Origin of the sequence: Vibrio ostreicida (genome assembly GCF_013074385.2) — a bacterium.
GTDB classification, from domain to species: Bacteria; Pseudomonadota; Gammaproteobacteria; order Enterobacterales; family Vibrionaceae; genus Vibrio; species Vibrio ostreicida.
Window position 1 is genome coordinate 31,792 of record NZ_JABEYA020000007.1, and the last position, 19,055, is coordinate 50,846.

Genomic DNA, 19,055 nt, shown 5'->3' on the forward strand with positions numbered 1-19,055 from the left:
TACTATGATTCCAGATTTGGAGAGTAAGCATGCGCACATTAACAGCAAATGATGCCAAACGTAATTTTGGTGAGTTACTTCTGAGCGCTCAACGTGAACCAGTGAAAATTAGCAAAAATAGCAAAGATGCCGTAGTTGTTATGTCGATTCAGGACTATGAAGAGCTAGAGGCAATGAAAACTGATTACCTGAGACATTGTTTCGAGTCAGCTAAGCAAGACTTGGCACAAGGCAATGTGGTTGATGGTGAAGACTTTTTAAACGCCTTATAACCCGTTATGCAAAAGAATAAATATAAGCTAAGTAAATTAGCACAGACTCATTTACAAAAAATCAAAAACTATACGGTCAACAATTTCTCTGAGATGCAGTGGCGAAGCTACAAAGATACCTTATTAACCGGGTTTCAAATGCTTGCTGACAACCCGGCTGTTGGTCGCCGTTGCGATGACATATACCCAAGTGGTTTTTATTTTCCAGTGGGCAAACATACCGCTTACTTTACAAAAGAAGATGGCTTCATTTTAGTTGTTGCTGTACTCGGTCAATCACAACTTCCTCAGAACCACTTGTAATTAAGGTTTCACCCTAGGATTGGATTTAGGGTGATGATCTTCACTAGTAAACTAACGCCTTGCTAACGGGCGATAACGCTATACCACCCGGCTTAAAATTTGTGCCCTAAACACTGAAGCTGATTGGTATGAAAGTGGCCAAGCGTTAGGAGTCCCTGTTAAGCGATTTGTTATGTTTGTCTTTTTCAACCAATGGAATCAATGTTATATACAACATTAAGCCAATTAGAAGAAACAGGATCAATAAGACAGGCAGTAAAACACCCAATTCATCTATAAATTGCATTAAGAAATACATTGGAATAAGGCTCACTAGCCAAAAGCATATGGATGGCCCTCGATCATAGTCCAAGGTACACCCACATTGATGACATTTCTTGTTTGTCATATTGCTGATTAGAAGTAAAGTAAGTGCTTTTTGTGGCTCATTGCACTTAGGACATTTAGACAATTTCAACTCAGTAAATCTCCTTTAAAACATAACGCACGCTTAATCGGCGTAAAATAGCAGGCTAAAACTAGCGACGAAGGAGCGCAAGCCTGCTATTTTGCGTCCTTTGGTTGAAGCGCTTGTTATATTTTCTTATTACGCTGTTGTGCTAGAAATGCAGCATACTCTGATCTAGCCTTGCTGTTTGGTTTTAAACTTCTTGATTCACACCAAACAAGTAATTTACAAATTTTAATTGATATTTTCTTCACTTGCTGGCCATCAGTTCTCTAATAACATTTTCTGCGTTTTGCCGCCACTCTTGGTAAGAGTCGTCCAGCGCCTCAGGATCTTCTACTGTTTCTTTTAACTTTTGCCATTCATCAGGTTCAAACCAAGCAAAGGAATAAACGATTTTCTGTCCACTCATACTGGACTTCTCCGTGAAATATAACGCCAGCTTAAACCGCAGACAACGCACAAAACAAGCCGCTGCATTACGCCTTAAACACTAAATTTACAGCAAACTAAAAATGCCACGCGTTGTTTGTCGGTTTGAAGCTTTTGTTAGGCCTTTTTGTATCTGTGCTTATGCTTTTTATTGAGCTGATACTCACGCCTTTGCTTTGTTACCTCATATAGCGCAATGCCTGAAGTGGTAGCTAAGTTTAGGCTTTCGATCATCCCGAACATTGGTATGGAAACGCAAAATTCACTTCTATCAACAACCGTATCGCTTACACCCCTTGATTCATTACCAAACCAAACAGCAAGCCTAGTTTGCGTATAATCAGCCTCATGCAGAACATAATTGTCTTTGCCCTTAATATGCGGTGAAGTCACGATAGAAATAAAGCGATTTTTTTCTAAGTGGTCGAGACATTCTTCTGTACTGTCGAAGCGTTTAACAAAAGTCCATTTAGATGCTGAAACTGAAATTTTTGAAATGGATTTCCGATCCCTAAGTTCTTCCCAATCATCAGGAAGCGATTTGCGGCTATCTACGACGTAAATCTTCTCGACGCCCAAGGCATTAGCATTCCTTATCACTGAACCTATATTTTTGATATCCATGGGATTTTCGAGAACAGCAACAAGGTTTTTACACTGATAGTCCTTTATCTCATCAGCTCTCTGTCGCATTGTACTTTTTGGTTTTTCCATAATTATTCCTACTAATGCCACTTCAGCCTAACATTCTTAATAACAGGCAGTCTCATTTTTCTGTCTGCCTGACTTAGCATCAACCTATCATAAGCCACTAAAAATTAAAGTAAATATATCAAACTATACATTCTGTCATCATATAAAAACGAGCGTGCGTATTATCTAAGATATGATCCTCACAAATCCCCTAATGAACAATGATTTATTAAATCCTCTCTCGACAAAGTGAGACTAAGCACTCAACAAAACAAGCCACTTCTTCGTACTCAAACCACATTCCAAGCTAATAAACGGTACGGATACACAGCGAGGGAGAGTGGAGAAGGCAAGCAAATTTTTAGAAGAAATTCGACGACACATACGAATGCGAGGTAGCGGTCAACGTTGACTCTCTTGAAACGTGAACCGACCGCTTAATCAATTTAAACAAAAGATACTGACTTGATACTGAAATGATACTGAGCTGCTATGGACAAGCCCCTATTGTTAATTTGCGCATAATTAAAAGGATTTCGACAATGGCTTTGAAAACATTAAACCGCAACGATTTATCAGACATTATCAAAGGCTCACATTTTTATGCCTGTGGCGGTGGTGGGGCTTTAAATAACGGAGAAGCTTTGCTTAAAGAAATTGATGAGATTTTTCAAGCACGTAACTCAGAGGTAACAATTGAGTACATCAACTCAAGTGACGTGAAAAATAATGATAGGCTACCGGTTATGGCGGCGATGGGCGCCCCTCAGAAGTTTCTTGAGAAAGGGTATGGTAAATCTCCGATCAGTGCCTTTGAATACCTTGAAAAGTTGACTAAGACGTCATTTTCTGCGCTCTCCCCCGTAGAAACGGGCCCCATTGCTTATGGCATGAGTTTATTGATTGCGGCAAAGAAAGGCATCCCGATTGTCAATGGTGATGGGGGCGGACGAGCTTTTCCCTGCTTACAGCTCTCTACTTTTGCCAATAACGACCTAAAACACCCTATCGACGTCTCGCCTTGTGTTATTGCGTCAGAAAAGCCGAGAGACGCAGAAGGTGGTGTCGTCGTAATAGACTGCAAATCCAGCGCTGACGTTGATGCAATGACCCGTGGTATCATCAGCAATTCCAATAGCTTTGATGATCGCGCTTCTCTTGCCGCGTTCAGTATGACGGGTACACAACTCAAACAACCTAATGCTTTCGTACCAGACATGTTGCTCAAGTCAAAAAAATTGGGGGCTCATATTCGAGAGTGCTTAGTGAATCAATGTTCCTGTTTTGACGCAATCGAAGCACTGGAGGAATCTCAGTGTGTTATGCGTGGAAAACTAGAAAATATAACGTCGTTCACAGTCAAAGGCTTTGATTGGGTGGTGCAGGAGTATGTGAACCCAAACAATTCAGAGCATTACTTTATCATTTCTCAGAACGAAAATATGCTTTTATGGTCAACGACTAAGCCGACACCGATCGCGATGGCCCCAGACCTAATTTGCTGCTTATCCAGTGACGCGTCTTTGATGAGCAATGATGAAATTCTAAACGCTTGGAACCACAATCACGCTGACCCACGGTTTGATAATATGGCGATCTTTACCCTCACGGCGCCATCGCAAATTGAGCAACCCTGGTTCCATGATAATTTTTCGACAATATTTAAACGCTTTGGTTATTTTGGCTGTTATCACCCGCCAGAGAAAGCACAACCTAGCACTAAACCAGCCGCGGCTCCCATTAAAATTAAGATTGTCATTCCTGTGAACACCGATGAATTCACTAAGCAAATATCAAAAAGCGTAGATAAGTTCAGAAGTAAAGACGTCATTATAGACTTAGAACCGATTAAGCAAGGAACACCATTTATTCAGTCCCGTATTGATCTCGCAATGAACTCGCCGTTCGTCATCGATGAGGTTATTGCCGCTGAGAAAAGTGGCTATGACGGTGTGTTTGTCACGGATATGGACATGTGTGGTGTGGAAGCCGCCAGACAAGCGGTTAAAATTCCCGTGATCGGAGGGTTCAGGCCAAGCTTTTACAACGCGATGTTGTTGGGGCAAAAAGTGTCCATTCTTACGGTGAGTAATGTAGTCGACTTGCAAAATGAGCATGTTAGAGCATTTGGCGTTACACAAAATCTGGCATCCATTCTACCCTTGCAAAAAAGTGTCAATGAATTGAAAAACCCAAACGATGCTAATAAGCAATTGATCCTTGTTGAACTCTTCGAACTCGCCAGTCAAGCCATTCAACAAGACGGTGCGGATAGTTTCATGTTTGGCTGTACTGGGTTTACCGATTTTGCGACGCCTTTAAGCACGTTACTCAGTGAACGATTTGAACAGAATATACCTGTTATGGACCCCAACTGTTGCGCAATTGGCTACCTAATCATGTTGATCAAAAACAACCTTTCACAAAGTGGGCTGAGTTATCCTTATAATCAAATGCCCGAGCTGTGTCTGGACCCTTCAAGTCTTAATTTGGTCTGTGGTTAAGCGACAATAGGCAACCTTGTCTGGTTGCCTATTGCTATTAAAATGATGGGGGGCTACGTTGACTTTGTCATTCTGATAAGAGAAAACGTATCGCAAGGGCGTTGGATTCCTTGCGCCCATCAACCACTTGTTAAGTCGATTTATATACCTGATATCACATCATTTTAAAGCCAATCATCCCCTCACTCCAATGCGTTTTTCTTTTCGATCACTACTACAACGATATTTCTCATCAGTCTCTTTTGGTATCAATTTCAAAGATTCTTGTTTTTTTTGAGTAGGTTATAATTTTCATAATATTTGCAAAATGACCATCTTTGTATAACATAAAAAACTGAGTGCATATAAAATGGAATTTCTGCATGGCAAGTAGCGTCCTAATCAACGGCATGAAATTAAAACAGCTCAGGGAACAACGGGCTTTATCTCAGGAAGGGCTTGAGTATGCTTGCAGTCAAAAAAAAGGGTGCAGTGTCTCCATTGCGACCATCAAAAGGGCCGAGCTAGGTACGCCATTAAGTCGCAGGACAGCGGCTAGGCTGGCTAACTTTTTCTCGGTCTCCATAGACGAACTGATCTCAACACCCATCAATGAACACGATGCCATGCCATCGTTTTCCGAAGAGAAAAGACAAGGAGTTGTCGTTTGGCTGCGATGCAATACAAAAGGTGCGGTGACAGAAATGGCCAACCGAATATCCCTCCTCTGTCCCTTATTTACTCAGAATTTTGGCAATACATTAGTCGCAGCCCTGCCCTATCAGACACAAGAGAGAAAAATCTATCTCTCTCTACAAAGCGCTCTTTTAGATTGGTCTCAGTTCGCCTCTACTTTTACAGCGTTGGTCTCAGTCCAACCCTTATCAACGCTTTCTGAACAGCAATGGTGCCTCGACGACCACCGCCTAAATATCTTGTCAGAATTAAGTTTGCAGATACATCGCCCCTCCGTTCTGGTGTCTGACTCGCTGATCGAGGTCAGTTCTCGATATTTTTCTTATCAGGACATCAGACACCTTTCCGGATACAAGGTACTGCTCCAGCGACAACAGCCCTTTTTTTGCACTACCGTGGCCAGAGAGCACGAACTTTCACTCTTTCGTTATGCGCTTGAACAAGTGGATCGCTATGAAAACCGTTTTCTTATCACGGTATCGGGTGACGAGGGAATGGGCAAAAGTCATATGCTCAACGAGCTCACTCATCTGGCTCAACAACAGGGCTGGCAAGCGATTGATTACGACTTTGAATGGTCACCTCATCCCTTGTTAGAACTTACTCAACAAATCACAGCAAGTCGTCAGCTTGGCCAAACAAAAAGTAGAGCAGAGACCCAATGTGATGTTGCTCTGGAATCTGATATTGCAGCACCTCAGACCCCGATCTTGATATCGATAGACAATGTACACCTGTCAGATCATACCCATATCGCCGATATTAAAAAGATTATGGAAGATCTCCAGAATAGCGCCGCCGTCATTGCTATCAGCTACTTACCGTCACACGTTGACGATGACTGTCTTGAAACGTTACGTTGTACACAGTGGTCAGAACTCCCACTCTCCCTTTCCCCGTTAAACAAACACGCGATGATAATGTTTGCACAACAGCAGGCATCAATACCCAACGAGAGAGAAGATTCATACATAGAACAATCGAACGGTAACCCGTTTTATTACCAACAACTGATCCTATTTAGGCCAAAAAATGGTATCCCTCCCTCGGTGTTTTTACGATCACAAGACATCCTGAACAACCTGCCTCCTATATCTAAACAGATACTTGCCATATTATCACTTGCATTGGCTCCGTTCACGACTGATGACTTAAAGGCAATGCTTCCTCTGTCGGGACCCAGTATTGAAACGTTACTTAACATCCACTTGATTCGTATTAGCCATGAAGACGTGGTCACCCTTTACTCTCCCTTTTTAGCAAAAGTCCTAGTAGAAAACATTGAACCTCAGGATCAATGTCGTATTTATCTTCACCTTGCCAGCCATACTAAGCAGCACGCATCCATATCAGACATCAGCAAGCAGTTGACGTTGGCAGACTATTATACGAAAGGGGAAAGTTGGCATGATGCTTCTCGGACGTTTTTACACTGTGGTCAGCATTGCTTAGAGACCGGTGATTATCCCTTGGCTCAGCACTATCTCAATATTGCACTAGAACACCAACAAAGAGCGCCCCATTTATCATCAAATGGATTGCTTTTGGACATTCGTTTGACTCTAGCAACCTTAGTTCGTGTTACTCATGGATGGGTAAGTCACAGCACTGTGGCCGCCTATCAAAGCTGCATTACCCTTGCTCAGGAACAAAAGTGTGCCAAACGGCATTGTATTTCTTTAAGTGGCTTATGGGTCACTCAATTAATGGCGATGAACTTTGAACTATCCGAAGACACGGCCAAGCAAATACTAGCGCTAGCCGAAGAGTCTGATATACCGAGTGGGAAAGCACTGGCTTACAGTTGTCTGGCCAATTCACAATATTGGCTGGCAAAACACCATCAGGCCATTACTCATGCGCAACTCGCATTTGAATATATGCAAGATAAACAACAGGACGCGATATACGATAAAGTAGGGATAAACCCTATCGCTTTAGCGGGCTGTTTTGGCAGCCTCTCTGCAACCTTATTGGGCCTCGAAGACAAAGTCATTTATTTTCAGAGTTTTAACGGCGACGACTCTATCGTCAACGAGCCCTTCAGCCAAGCAATCGCTTTGCAGGGGGAGGTTTGGGTCGCTTATCATTCCCGTCAATTTCAGCAAGTATTGCAATTGTCTGACCAACTGCTCGATTTAGCAGATACTTATCAGTTTCCTTTTTATCGTGGCATTGCCATGCTCTTTAAAGGCTGGGCGCAGTTTTTCACGTCTAAACAGCAAACTGCACCATCCTTAGCTTTAGTCGAAGAAGGTTACAACCATTGGTTAACGGCCAGTGGCGATCAAATTGCACATTCACTCTACGCGATGATCAAAGCAGAACTTTATATTAAGGTGCAACGGTTGGAGGAAGCCTTAGCATTACTCGAAGAAGGGATAGACACGGCAACACAGAGAAAAGAGTTCTGTTATTTAGCACCAATGTACGCCATGGCAGCGTCGATCCAAACCGATGGAGGTTCCTTCAATCAGATCGCAAGTCAGTTTGCCAAACAACAGGGCGCCACATTATTTATTAGCGAGTATAACTTGGATTAAAACATAGCCTTTGGCCTAGACGTCATCAAAGCTCTGATCGTATCATTAAACGAAAAACTCACCAAAAGTCCGATATTCCGGAAACGCCATAGGCACCAAAACGCTGCGCATCCGCTAACTGTTCCATACTCATTCCACCCAGCGCAAACGTCGGCATAGTGGCTAACGCTGACAGTTGCTCAAAGCGGTGCCAACCGATAGGTACTGCCTGTGGATGGCAACTAGCCACCTCAACGGGTGAGATCGTGACAAAATCACACCCAACGCTGTTCGCTCGTTCAATTTCTTCTTCATTGTGACAAGAAGCCGCTAAATACTGCATTCCTTGCTGACGCAACTCTCTGATTAAGGCGTTATCTCTCGCATCACTGGATGTGAGATGAAGACCATGAAAAGGCGCTAAGTGACTTCCGTCGTAGGACGTTGAGTTCAACAAGACAATCCCGTTAAGATGTGAACCTAATGCTTTTTTTAATGTACTCAGTGGGTGAGATTTCACCCTGACCTGACTCATATCGTTGGCTGTCTTTCGATCCATCATCTGCGCAATCACACTCAAGTTCTCTTGGACGCCAGTAATGGCATATTGTCTGGGCAAAATCATGATATTCTGTTTCTGACCTCTTTATTAGCAAATTCATTGCTTTAGAACGTATGACTTGACTTTATCAACGCCAAATCATACTCACTGATCCCCCTATGCCACCCAAACAATGTTAATGCGATAAAAATATCGCATTCTGACTGGCAACGCGGGGTATCACAAATGAGAGGGACGACACGATGATGCTCACTGTTTAAGCCAGTTCGCCTGCTCCTTTTGCAGAATGCTCATTGGTTTCAACCAGAAAATGCCGAGCTGAACGCTTTAGTTGGGACCATTGATCATCCTCGACCACAATACCATTTTGCCAAGACAACTTCTGAGCCTCATGCAATTGCTGGGCGTCAATATGAATGGAATACCCCCGAGAACTCTGGAAAAGGTCAAAATCATGTGCGGACAATTCAATGATCATCGAGCAGTCGTCTTGCTGGGTATGATTAAGTTTATCAGAAAAGAAGATATCTGGCGCGATGCACCCTCGGTTTAACACATAAAGCACACGCTTAGGGCTACTTCCGTTTACCCATTGGGCCCGACAAGCGATGCCTTTGGCCGCTAGCTTCATCAATTCACTGTATGCAAGCCAACGATTGTGACACTGCTTAAGAAGTACAGTGATCGATTTATTTTTTACCATCTGTTCGACCGAAAAATCCAATATTGCGGGAAGATGGCACGCAATACTGTTGTTGAGCTCAATCACCACACGTTCGTCACTACAAGAAATAAGAGTCACGCCACCATCGTTTTCTTGACTCAAAAACTGACTTGCCTTGTTGAAATGGGCCACACCATTTAGCCCGGCCATCTGTAAATCAGCGACCATGGTTGCGATGGCATCGGCTTCACCACAAAGACGACCTGACCCCAAAAAAGCTTTCTGGACCGCGCTAACCAATTCGTTGTGCGAAACAATCATCCTCGTTCTCCTTGCCTGCCTATTCGTTTCTGGCCTTTTTCCGCACGGTCAGATACGGGTATCAAAGGGAATATCCAGCTATCCCAACATTCCGATTTGCCAATTTCATCCAGCAGCGGTGCGCCCTGAAACAACGTGACACGTACCCATCTATCGGAACGTGGGTCAAACTTTGTCGCGCCGAACATCGCCAGCTTGCAACGCAGCAAAGACATCGGCGAAGCATCCAAGCGAAGTACATTGATTTGAATGTCGCCCATCTCACAATGGCCTAAAGTCCAAACACGCTTTGCGATGGTTCGATATTGAGGTTTCTTCAACAAGAACTCCGCTAGCGGGGTTTCTCGTTGCTGTTTTGCAACAGCGTGGAACAACTGATTGACCTGTCGGCCAATATCGAGTGGCAACGCTTTTTCTTCACCAACATCAAGGCCTCGAATTCCTAATCGCGGCTCTTCTTTATCTTGCGACCGATACCAAAACCAATAATTATTATCCGGCAAAGTATAGTCGGTCTCGATAGCCCACCGGTACTTACACGTCAAGACATCTAGCAAGTCCCCGACACATTGACCCGCAGAAATCGACAGCATTTCTTCGCCATTAATCTGATCTTGAAATCTATCCACCTGATGTGGATACATCTCCATTAAACAGGAAAGGAAAACTTCTTGAGCTTCCAACGACATACTATTGGTCTTTTGTACCACGTGTTGCCAGTCGAGGCATTCATCCATCCATTCAGATAACTGATGCTTCACTGCTGCAATATCCACGATCGCTTGTTGATTGAGATGACTTTGTTTTTCATTGATCGTTTTTGCCTGCTCCAAATGAAGAGCGGCTTTATCCAGAAGCTGTCTGAGGGGTTGATAAAACTGGGCATCACATGGCATGGCAAGGACTCGAGAGAGGGCTCTTTCGCGTGTCGTCATCCATTGATCAACGATCCGAGGGTGGTTGATCAGAAACGGAGCCATCCCCAGTCCAGTGGCGTTGCCAACGCCAAGATAACGTTGTAAACCGAGATCCAATTTAACCGCCTTGCTTCCCCCTTTTTGCTCCGCCAGATAGTGGACCCAGTCCAAACTAAATTGACGTAACAAATAGACCGCACACATTTGTGCACGAAATGAAAAACGAAAGTCCGGATTGCCTTCCAGTTGTTTAAAATCCGCAATACCAAATTTTCCATTGCCATAAACCGCAGTAGTGCGAAGGATGTAACCCACGTCCACCAACTCTTTCGAATTGGGCTGGCAACCTTGAGATAACGCGTTGATAAGGTGTTCGAATATTCGGACACTCTTGTTTGCCCGAGCTAACACCAAGACATTATTGGGATTACGCCCAGCTTCCTGCAAGGGAACATTGGCCCTTAGTCTTTCGAGCAAGGCCACATCAACCATTCCCTGAACCAGCGCAAACGTCACATCCCACTTTTGTGCAATCACCCGATCATTGCGCTGTTCACTGTTTAACTGGTCACAAAAAACAATCAGATGATAGGTCTGTTCAATCGTCTTAAGCTGATAGATGACATGACCATAGCCTTGCGGACACAGTTGCCACTCATGTTGGTTAACTTGCCACTTTTCAGTAGCCATTTTGCGAATCAGACTTCGAACAAAACTGATTCGATTTTGATGCATAGCCCCTAGCCTTTCTGGTGCCATAACCCTATCTGCGTCTCGCAGTTGTCCGCTGGTGTGGGTCGAACGATGTGCATCCATTTTGCTCACCACCTTTATCATTATAAGAATGGGGGTTACCGGTGTTTTACCGATGTACGTTTGACGTTGTTGACATTGTATTTTTTAATTAACAGCCTTGTTCTTTTGCCATTTTTATGGCTATTTGAGGCGCATTCCAAAGCGATGGCAGCAGAATAAGGGATACGGGCACCGCTGTAATAACGATGAATGATTGCAGCGCTGAGATCCCTCCTGCCCCCAGTGAAATAAGTATCACTGCAGTAAAGCCCATCATTACTCCCCAAAAGATTCTTATCATCGCATTCGGTTCTTTTTCCCCGCTAATCACCACACTGATGGTGTAGGTCATGGAATCTCCGGTCGTCACAATAAAAATCGTGGTCAAGACCAGAAACAAAATAGAAATGAGCATGGGGAAAGGCAGTTGTTGAGTCACCGCTAGCAGCGCACCTGGCAAATTGAATCCCGCAAATGCTTGGCTGATACTTCCTGGTGTGTTGATCTCAAACGCCAACCCTGTCCCACCGACGATGGTGAACCAGAAGCAAGTGGTCAGTGGCGCGATCACACTGATCGTAGTAATGATCTGACGAATGTTGCGCCCTCTGGAGATCCGAGCAATGAAAATCGCCATCATTGGACCATAGCCTAAAAACCAGCCCCAAAAAAATACTGTCCACCAACTTAGCCAAGCTTCATCGCCGCGATATGTCGCCATGGGAATGAATGTGTCCAACATGGTGCCAACACCTTGGATATATCCGTTGAAGATAAAATTCGTCGGTCCACAAACCAATATGTAAATCATCAGTGCAACAGCCAGCGTGACGTTGTAACGACTAAGCATTTGCATACCTCGATTTAGGCCGCTGAGTGCCGACAAGGTATAGAGGGTGATGGCAAACAGAATGATCATTAATTGAGTCGTAAAACCGTCTGGAATATTGAACAATTCGTTGAGCGCATAGCTAATCTGTAAGCCAAGAAAACCGATGGGACCTATGGTTCCTGCCGCCACCGCAACAATGCAACAAGCATCAATCAAGGCGCCAATATGACCTTGCAGCGCTCGTTGACCTAACACCGGATACAGAAGAATACGTGGCTTCAGTGGTAAACCCTTATCATAATGAAGGTGCATGACCACAATCGATGTCAGGCTACCGACAATCGCCCACGCGAGAAAACCCCAATGCATGAAAGCTTGTGACAACGCATTAACTGCCTTTTGCTCAGGTGAGGCTCCATCCGCATACAAAGGGGGTGGGTTAACATAATGGGCGATGGGTTCAGCCGCTGCCCAGAACACACCTCCACCTGCCAACAATGTGCAAAAAATGATCGCCATCCAGCGAAATCCGCCCATTTCCGGCGTATCGACACCACCAAGCACAACCTTGCCTGTTCGGCCAAAAGCAAGCGCTAAGCCAACAAGAAAAGTAAAGAGCAGTAGCACCTGCCAGTAAGGCCCAAAAACATTGACAGACCAATCAAAACCACTATCGACCAACTCTGTAAGTAGCTCACGGTCATACAGTGCGATGGCCACAAAAAGCGCAATAAACCCGCCACTATACCAAAAAGCAGGGTTACACAGACCCAGCCTTTCCAGAGATAAGAAGGGTTGATCACGATGGTTCGATTGAGAGGGTCCCACCGTTGACGTCTTCGATCTATTGGTTAACTCAGACATATACTGACTCCAGCAAATTTCTTTTGAACGGCCAAAGAGCTCGCTATAAGGATTTTTATTTTATCTGCCCACTGACTCGCCGCGATAATGCTGATAGGTGGGCATCGTTTGAGGTTTCATCTACGAAAGCGGCGCTAGGCCTTGCTCTAGGAATGCCAACCAATTGCCTCCGAGGACTTCACCAGCCTCTGATTCACTAAAGCCAAAACGCTGTAAACCGTGATAGATATTTTCCATGCCTGCGCTGCCATTAAACCAAGGCAAAGCCTCTGGCCATCCCGAATTGGTTGACGAGCCTTCACCGTAGTCCATTGCTTTCGACCAACGGCCATTTCGCATCCACTCTAATATTTGTTGAGGTTGATTGAGACACAGATCGCTGCCAATACCTAAGTGTTCAACACCAAATTTATCAGCCGCTGTGGCAACCATCTGACAGAAGTCATTGAGGGTACATTGACTGCCATTAGGCAAATGAAAAGGATACAAACTGAAGCCAATTAGCCCACCCCGCGCGGTCAAGGCTTGAATCACAGCGTTCGATTTGTTGCGCAATGCATCACGCGCAAAAGAAGGATTGGCGTGGCTGATACAAATAGGTCGGGAAGACAGGTCAATCGCTTCTAAGGTTGAACGCTCAGCACTATGGGACATATCAATGACCATTCCCACTCGATTCATTTCTTGGATCGCTTGTTGACCAAACCGAGTAATACCAGTGTCTTGGCTTTCATAACATCCCGTTGCAAGGAGACTCTGGTTGTTGTAGGTCAGTTGCATAATCAGCAGCCCCTGACGGCGCATGATTTCAATGAGCCCAATCTCATCATCAATAGGAGAGCAGTTTTGAGCCCCCAAAAAGATCCCAACTTTGCCCTCTTGTTTGGCCAATTCCACGTCCTGTGCGCAGTGCACGGGACGGATCAAATCGGCGTTCTGTTCAAATCTACGATTCCATTCAGAGAATCTCGTCAACGTTTCTCGCGCATTCTCGTGGTAGGCAATCGTGGCATGGACGGCCGTCACACCGCTCGCCTTTAACATTTGGAAATATTCTCTATCCCAATGACAGTACTGTAAGCCATCAATAATGATTCTTTGCTGATACATAACCACTCCTCCATGCAGCAGCATCTTCAACAATGCTGCTGGCTCTGTGTTAGTAAGGTCGCTGATAAGCGGTTTTAACAACGGTGTAGAATTCTTTGGCGTACTGCCCTTGTTCACGAGGGCCAAAACTTGATTGTTTACGACCACCAAATGGAACATGGTAATCGGTCCCTGCCGTAGGAAGGTTGACCATGACACACCCTGTTTGAGCATGTTGTTTAAACACGGCGCTGGTGCGTAGGCTCTGAGTAATGATCCCGCTCGTCAACCCAAAACGAGTATCGTTCGTCACATCAATCGCCTCGTCCAAATCAGCGACACGTATGACACTCGCCATGGGTGCAAATACCTCCTCTTGGTTCACTTCCCATTGGCTTCTCGTGTTGAGAAACAAGGTGGGTGACATGTAGTAGCCTTCATGCTGAAGGCTTAAACGTTCGCCTCCAAACGCAAGCTCTGCACCTTGTTGGCGGGCGTTTTCAATCCATGTAAAATTGGCATCCAACTGATTACCATCCACCACAGGCCCCATGAAAACGCCCTCTTGAAGTGCGTGACCGACTTTCAGTTCACTCATCCGTCGAATCAGCGCTTCAACATACTGGTCATGAATAGCATCCATCACAACCAAACGCGATGAGGCCGTACACTTTTGTCCGGTGCCTGAGAAAGAGCCGGCAATCGTCGCTTCAACGGCAATTTGAATGTCCGCATCTTCGGCAACCACTAAGGCATTCTTGCTGCCCATTTCTAACTGACAGCGAACAAAATTAGGGGCCGTCGCCATCGCGACTTTACGCCCAGTATCAACGGAGCCCGTGAAACTAACACCGTTAATGTCCCGTGAATTGATCAGGGCTTCTCCTACCTGAGAACCACTACCTAGAATAAGGTTAAACGTCCCTTCGGGCAGACCCTGACGATGAATAATCTCTGCGAGCGCCACAGCACTTGCAGGGGTCAAGTTCGCGGGTTTCCAGACAACACTGTTACCAAATGCCAATGCTGGGGCAATTTTCCACGCCGCTGTAGCGGTCGGAAAGTTCCACGGGGAAACAATGGCAATAACCCCAGCCGCTTCACGCGTCACGTCCACCGACACTCCGGGCCTGACTGAAGCCGCGTTATCACCAATCTGGCGTAAGACCTCAGCGGCAAAGTATTGGAAAAATTGTCCTGAGCGATAGATTTCACCACGCCCTTCTACGAATGGCTTCCCCTCTTCACGAGAGAGCAAGTTGCCAAGTTCGTCACAACGCGCGATCAGTTCATCACCTATCGCCTGCAATACGGCTTGCTTACGTTCCAGCGGTGTCTTTTCCCAAACTGGCTGTGCTTGTTTGGCCGCCGCTATCGCTTGCTTGACTTGCTCTTCGCTCGCTTGAGAAAAATCGCCGAGATGATCGCTGATGTCCGATGGATTGATATTCTCAACCGTGGTCACGCCCGGTTGCCACTCTCCACCGATATAAAGTGATTTTTGGGGTTGAAAACGATTCATTGCAGTCATATTTCTTCCTTGCTGTTTATAAGAAGTCTGTTAAAAATTAATCGATTAGGGTTTCGGTTAAACTGAATCAGCGCTCATCAATTAGGCTGCGAAACCGCGGCATACACAACAAACTCCACCAACATTTCTTCTCGTGCTAGTCCCGCAACGACGATCGCTGCTCTGTTAGGGTACGGCGCACTAAAATACTCAGAGTAAATCCGATTGACAGTCTGTAGGCTGTCTCGGTCCGTGACATAAATCAGGACTTGTACCACTGAATTCATCGATGTCCCAGCGCACTCTAATGTATGGGCTAAGTTGTTAAATGTTTGCCGTGTTTGCGCTTCAATTCCACCCGCAACAACGGCGCCTTCTGCATCGATAGGAATTTGAGCCGTGTAAAGCGTCCCATTACTCACAATGGCCCACTCTAACGGGGCTTTAGATTGGTACAATGCGGTTTTTACTGGGTGTTTTTTGGAATTTTCTTTCACGTCTCGCTCAACCTTTGTAACTAAAATGTTTCTCAATGGTTAAACTTTGCCTGTTGACACGCGATAAATCTAACGGTAAATATATAACATTCGATAAGAAATATTTATCACTATCCAAGAGATAAGGTAAATAAAGGACGCAACGCGAGACGAAAATGAGCCTCAAACTCCAACAGCTAAGACATTTTGTGATGGTGGTAGAAGAAGGAGGGTTCCGCGCCGCTTCAAATCGGGCTAACCGATCTCAAGCCGCACTCTCCACCTCGATAAAAGAATTGGAAAAGATCCTCGGACAAGCCCTTTTCGAAGCAGGCAATAAATCAACCTTGACGCCATTTGGGGAAATATGCCTACCAAAAATTGTCCAATTTCTCAATATTTACACTGCATTGGACAATGACTTACGTGCAGCAGCTGCAGGGCAACAGGGAAGAGTCAACATCGCCAGTGTCCCTTCTGTGGCGGCCAAACTTATTCCAAAGGTGCTTGGCGTCTTTTGTGAGCGGTACCCTAATGTTGAAGTCAGCTTAATTGATGATAACGCCGCAGGTGTCGAGGAAAGGCTGCTTTGCGGCGAAGTCGACTTAGCTTTAGGTAACCCTTCGCACCTCGGAGCTGAGAACATCGTCTTCACTCCCCTGCTCTCTGACCCAATTGGCGTGGTGTGTTTAAATGACAATCCACTGGCCCAGCAACCCAATGGTATCGCATGGCAAACCTTGCTCAAGCAACCCTTTATCCGCAACGGAACTTGTCGTTTGCTTGACGCCACTCCTGCGAGAGCATTGAGCCAAAATGCCTTATATTCGGTTGAAAATATTACTTCTCTGTTCTCTGTACTAGAGCTGGGTATTGGCGTGACCACGTTGCCTAAGCTGGCTTTCCCAATGCATGATACACCACTCGTTTGGATACCTTTGATTGACCCTCCCCTCGAAAGACAGATCGGTATTTTTTCCTTGAATGAACGCACCATTTCACCTCAAGCAAGCGCTTTTCATGATTTATGCCTTGAGTATCTCTGCTAACCTCACAACGCCTTTTTAGACACTCTTGTTCTATTTTTACTTAACGTGATCTCACGGACATCTATGACGTGCTCGCAAACCTCACTTCTACGCGCCAACCACCTGCAACAACGTGATGACAGTAATACCCACCATATTGATCCAATAATCGCTTAGTGAGCTCCAACCCCAGCCCAAAACCCAACGCTTCGTCACTGTGGCGCTCACAAAAGTTTTTATTCATGATCACGAGGGTATCTGCCTTTTGCTGGACAATCACTTCTCCTTGATAAGTGTGCTGAAACGCATTTCTCATCAGGTTGGCAATGATAATACGGCATAGCCCTTGAGGAGCCACCAGTGTGGAGCGATCCTTTACACACTTGACCACCACTGACTTCTCTCTTAATAGATACTGAAGTTCCTTATGGATCTCTGTCACCAAATCTCCCAGCGCCAGCTGGCTATTCGGCAATGCATGATCTTGACGATTGAGCCACAAAAGAGTCTCGGTTAAATCTGTCATGTTATACCCTGCCCTTTCGATTCGTTCGACAACCTCCAACTGCTTGAGTGGATCTAACTGTTTAGCGAGCATCTTTTTTAGTAATTCTGTATTGGCTCGAACAACAGCGATTGGGGTTCTCAATTCATGGCTGGCATAACCAAGAAATTGCTGCTCATTATCTAAACTCTCCTGCCTACGCGAGATACTTGACTGAATGATCAGTGCCAATGAATTGAGTTCGCTATAACCAAATTCTGGAATTGTTTGTATCCGTGTTCCCTTATCGAGTGATGTCGCCCACTTTCGTAACGCCTCGACCGGTGACGAAACCTGCTGGATAAGAGCAATAAGAGTACCTGTAAACAGAATAATGGCCCCAATAGCAGCGCAAACAATGTACGAAAAGTGTGGTATTTCTTGAGGAGAAAACGCATGGTCAAGCACTAAAACTGAGGCGTATCGAACATTCCCATCATGTTCCATTTTCATCGCAAAATAGCTTGTCTTAGGAGGGGAAAATAACGGAATACCCTCAATCTTTTTTTCAAGTTTGTTCATGACCATATTGTCTGGGTTGAAACTATCTTGAATCGGTTGTGGTAAATCTTTCCAACGCTTTGCCACGGTAAGGTCATTCACTTTTACGGGCTTGTTATCACTCATTTCAAACTGAAACGCATGAGTTCGCATAAAACCACTCATTGCTACGTCTAACCCAAAAAAGAAGTAACGAACAGCAATCAGAGACATGGCCACAATCATGATGGTGGCACTGATCAGGACAACAGACATCAAATACAGTCTTAGGCTGCGTTTGATCTTCATTCTGACACGTCACATTTTAAAGCAAATCCACGGCTGGTAACGGTACGTATCAGTTTGTTATCAAAATCCTTATCAATCACTTTGCGCAAATGAAAAATATGCACTTTGAGGCTATTGCTGTCTGGCGGTTCATCGCCCCATACCGCTTGTATTAGTTTTTCACGCGACACCACGTTTGGGCTCGCTCTCATCAACGTTTCCAATAATGTGAACCCTATTGGGGAGAGCTGAAGTACTTTCCCTGAACGATTAACCTGTTGAGCACTTAAGTTGATATTAAGATCGCAGCAAGTGAGCTGCTCTGTCTGACCACTGCGCCTGCGGGACAGCACCTTGGCACGAGCGATCAACTCCTCCATAGCAAATGGTTTGACTAAGTAGTCATCAGCACCACAGGAGAATCCGTTGAGTTTATCATCCAATGTATCTCTAGCCGTCAGCATTAGAACAGGGACATCAATGCCTTTGCGGCGCAGTTTGGTGCAGACGTCAAGTCCATTTAGCTTCGGTAAATTCAGGTCAAGCACAAGCAAATCATAGTGCCCCTGCTCAACGAGGGTTAACCCAGACAAACCATTGGAAGCATGATCACATTCAATCTCTTCTAGCATCAAATATTCAATCATTGCTTTGGCTAAATCAAGGTCATCTTCAACAAGTAATAACCGTCGTTTATGTAAATACATTGCCACTCCTTCTGACACCACCACCTCATCCTAAGCGCACTAATATGGGGTGTTAACACCGACGGTTAAAATACCAATAGCAGGGTTAAAATGTGGTTAAACCAAGATCCACTCCAAAAGAAAACACAA

At 45.0% G+C, this 19,055-nt stretch carries 15 protein-coding genes and 1 pseudogene; 5 read left to right on the forward strand and 11 right to left on the reverse strand.

Features of this window, described 5'->3' with window-relative positions; all coding sequences use genetic code 11:
• Positions 1-29 precede the first annotated feature (29 nt).
• Complete coding sequence (locus tag HLM86_RS11550) at positions 30-272, forward strand: type II toxin-antitoxin system Phd/YefM family antitoxin (protein ID WP_076586812.1); 243 nt, start codon at positions 30-32, stop codon at positions 270-272.
• Positions 273-278: 6 nt separating this feature from the next.
• On the forward strand, positions 279-575 hold the full coding sequence (locus tag HLM86_RS11555) for a type II toxin-antitoxin system RelE/ParE family toxin (protein WP_076586814.1): 297 nt from the start codon (positions 279-281) through the stop codon (positions 573-575).
• A 698-nt stretch (positions 576-1,273) separates the two neighbouring features.
• Here the strand turns inward: HLM86_RS11555 and HLM86_RS20110 are convergent.
• Together HLM86_RS20110 and HLM86_RS11565 are read right to left on the reverse strand one after the other, a co-directional pair.
• On the reverse strand, positions 1,274-1,435 hold the full coding sequence (locus HLM86_RS20110; protein ID WP_217702167.1) for a hypothetical protein: 162 nt from the start codon (positions 1,433-1,435) through the stop codon (positions 1,274-1,276).
• A gap of 137 nt (positions 1,436-1,572) precedes the next feature.
• Positions 1,573-2,169, reverse strand: a complete 597-nt coding sequence (locus HLM86_RS11565; protein WP_170882884.1) for a TrmH family RNA methyltransferase — start codon at positions 2,167-2,169, stop codon at positions 1,573-1,575.
• 521 nt (positions 2,170-2,690) lie between these two features.
• Here HLM86_RS11565 and HLM86_RS11570 point away from each other — a divergent pair.
• Both HLM86_RS11570 and HLM86_RS11575 read left to right on the forward strand, forming a co-directional pair.
• On the forward strand, positions 2,691-4,652 hold the full coding sequence (locus tag HLM86_RS11570) for an S-methyl thiohydantoin desulfurase domain-containing protein (RefSeq protein ID WP_170882885.1): 1,962 nt from the start codon (positions 2,691-2,693) through the stop codon (positions 4,650-4,652).
• Positions 4,653-5,014: 362 nt separating this feature from the next.
• Entirely contained in the window at positions 5,015-7,870 is a 2,856-nt protein-coding gene (locus HLM86_RS11575; protein WP_170882886.1) for a hypothetical protein, read from the forward strand.
• Between the two features lie 58 nt (positions 7,871-7,928).
• Here the strand turns inward: HLM86_RS11575 and HLM86_RS11580 are convergent, their stop codons facing one another.
• The 7 genes and pseudogenes from HLM86_RS11580 to HLM86_RS11610 form a co-directional block, all read right to left on the reverse strand.
• A complete protein-coding gene (locus tag HLM86_RS11580) occupies positions 7,929-8,474 on the reverse strand; it encodes a thiamine phosphate synthase (RefSeq protein WP_170882887.1) in 546 nt (181 codons plus the stop codon).
• A 193-nt stretch (positions 8,475-8,667) separates the two neighbouring features.
• On the reverse strand, positions 8,668-9,396 hold the full coding sequence (locus HLM86_RS11585; RefSeq protein ID WP_170882888.1) for a DUF3726 domain-containing protein: 729 nt from the start codon (positions 9,394-9,396) through the stop codon (positions 8,668-8,670).
• Entirely contained in the window at positions 9,393-11,129 is a 1,737-nt protein-coding gene (locus HLM86_RS11590; protein WP_170882889.1) for a hypothetical protein, read from the reverse strand. Before HLM86_RS11590 ends, HLM86_RS11585 begins: the two co-directional genes overlap by 4 nt.
• Before the next feature lie 88 nt (positions 11,130-11,217).
• A pseudogene (locus HLM86_RS11595) lies at positions 11,218-12,717 on the reverse strand (BCCT family transporter); the annotation flags it as partial.
• 207 nt (positions 12,718-12,924) lie between these two features.
• On the reverse strand, positions 12,925-13,914 hold the full coding sequence (locus HLM86_RS11600) for a membrane dipeptidase (protein WP_076586831.1): 990 nt from the start codon (positions 13,912-13,914) through the stop codon (positions 12,925-12,927).
• Between the two features lie 49 nt (positions 13,915-13,963).
• The gene (locus tag HLM86_RS11605; RefSeq protein ID WP_076586833.1) at positions 13,964-15,424 is read right to left on the reverse strand and encodes an aldehyde dehydrogenase family protein; all 1,461 of its coding nucleotides are present in this window, start codon (positions 15,422-15,424) and stop codon (positions 13,964-13,966) included.
• Positions 15,425-15,501: 77 nt separating this feature from the next.
• Complete coding sequence (locus HLM86_RS11610) at positions 15,502-15,900, reverse strand: RidA family protein (protein ID WP_076586836.1); 399 nt, start codon at positions 15,898-15,900, stop codon at positions 15,502-15,504.
• Between the two features lie 155 nt (positions 15,901-16,055).
• On the opposite strand from HLM86_RS11610, the gene HLM86_RS11615 reads away from it, so the two are divergent.
• A complete protein-coding gene (locus HLM86_RS11615) occupies positions 16,056-16,928 on the forward strand; it encodes a LysR family transcriptional regulator (protein ID WP_170882891.1) in 873 nt (290 codons plus the stop codon).
• A gap of 61 nt (positions 16,929-16,989) precedes the next feature.
• On the opposite strand, the gene HLM86_RS11620 is transcribed toward HLM86_RS11615, so the two are convergent.
• On the reverse strand, positions 16,990-18,240 hold the full coding sequence (locus HLM86_RS11620) for a sensor histidine kinase (protein ID WP_170882892.1): 1,251 nt from the start codon (positions 18,238-18,240) through the stop codon (positions 16,990-16,992).
• Positions 18,237-18,926 (reverse strand): response regulator transcription factor, encoded by a 690-nt coding sequence (locus HLM86_RS11625; RefSeq protein WP_076586843.1) that lies wholly within the window; start codon positions 18,924-18,926, stop codon positions 18,237-18,239. Before HLM86_RS11625 ends, HLM86_RS11620 begins: the two co-directional genes overlap by 4 nt.
• Positions 18,927-19,055 lie beyond the last annotated feature (129 nt).

Excerpts from the sequence above, each read along its gene's own strand:
- HLM86_RS11590 (WP_170882889.1), bottom strand. The coding sequence starts at position 11,129 with ATGGATGCACATCGTTCGACCCACACCAGCGGACAACTGCGAGACGCA.
- HLM86_RS11625 (WP_076586843.1), bottom strand. The coding sequence starts at position 18,926 with ATGTATTTACATAAACGACGGTTATTACTTGTTGAAGATGACCTTGAT.
- HLM86_RS11570 (WP_170882885.1), top strand. The coding sequence starts at position 2,691 with ATGGCTTTGAAAACATTAAACCGCAACGATTTATCAGACATTATCAAA.
- HLM86_RS11555 (WP_076586814.1), top strand. The coding sequence starts at position 279 with ATGCAAAAGAATAAATATAAGCTAAGTAAATTAGCACAGACTCATTTA.
- HLM86_RS11600 (WP_076586831.1), bottom strand. The coding sequence starts at position 13,914 with ATGTATCAGCAAAGAATCATTATTGATGGCTTACAGTACTGTCATTGG.
- HLM86_RS11585 (WP_170882888.1), bottom strand. The coding sequence starts at position 9,396 with ATGATTGTTTCGCACAACGAATTGGTTAGCGCGGTCCAGAAAGCTTTT.
- HLM86_RS11615 (WP_170882891.1), top strand. The coding sequence starts at position 16,056 with ATGAGCCTCAAACTCCAACAGCTAAGACATTTTGTGATGGTGGTAGAA.
- HLM86_RS11575 (WP_170882886.1), top strand. The coding sequence starts at position 5,015 with ATGGCAAGTAGCGTCCTAATCAACGGCATGAAATTAAAACAGCTCAGG.
- HLM86_RS11580 (WP_170882887.1), bottom strand. The coding sequence starts at position 8,474 with ATGATTTTGCCCAGACAATATGCCATTACTGGCGTCCAAGAGAACTTG.
- HLM86_RS11605 (WP_076586833.1), bottom strand. The coding sequence starts at position 15,424 with ATGACTGCAATGAATCGTTTTCAACCCCAAAAATCACTTTATATCGGT.
- HLM86_RS11565 (WP_170882884.1), bottom strand. The coding sequence starts at position 2,169 with ATGGAAAAACCAAAAAGTACAATGCGACAGAGAGCTGATGAGATAAAG.
- HLM86_RS20110 (WP_217702167.1), bottom strand. The coding sequence starts at position 1,435 with ATGAGTGGACAGAAAATCGTTTATTCCTTTGCTTGGTTTGAACCTGAT.
- HLM86_RS11620 (WP_170882892.1), bottom strand. The coding sequence starts at position 18,240 with ATGAAGATCAAACGCAGCCTAAGACTGTATTTGATGTCTGTTGTCCTG.
- HLM86_RS11550 (WP_076586812.1), top strand. The coding sequence starts at position 30 with ATGCGCACATTAACAGCAAATGATGCCAAACGTAATTTTGGTGAGTTA.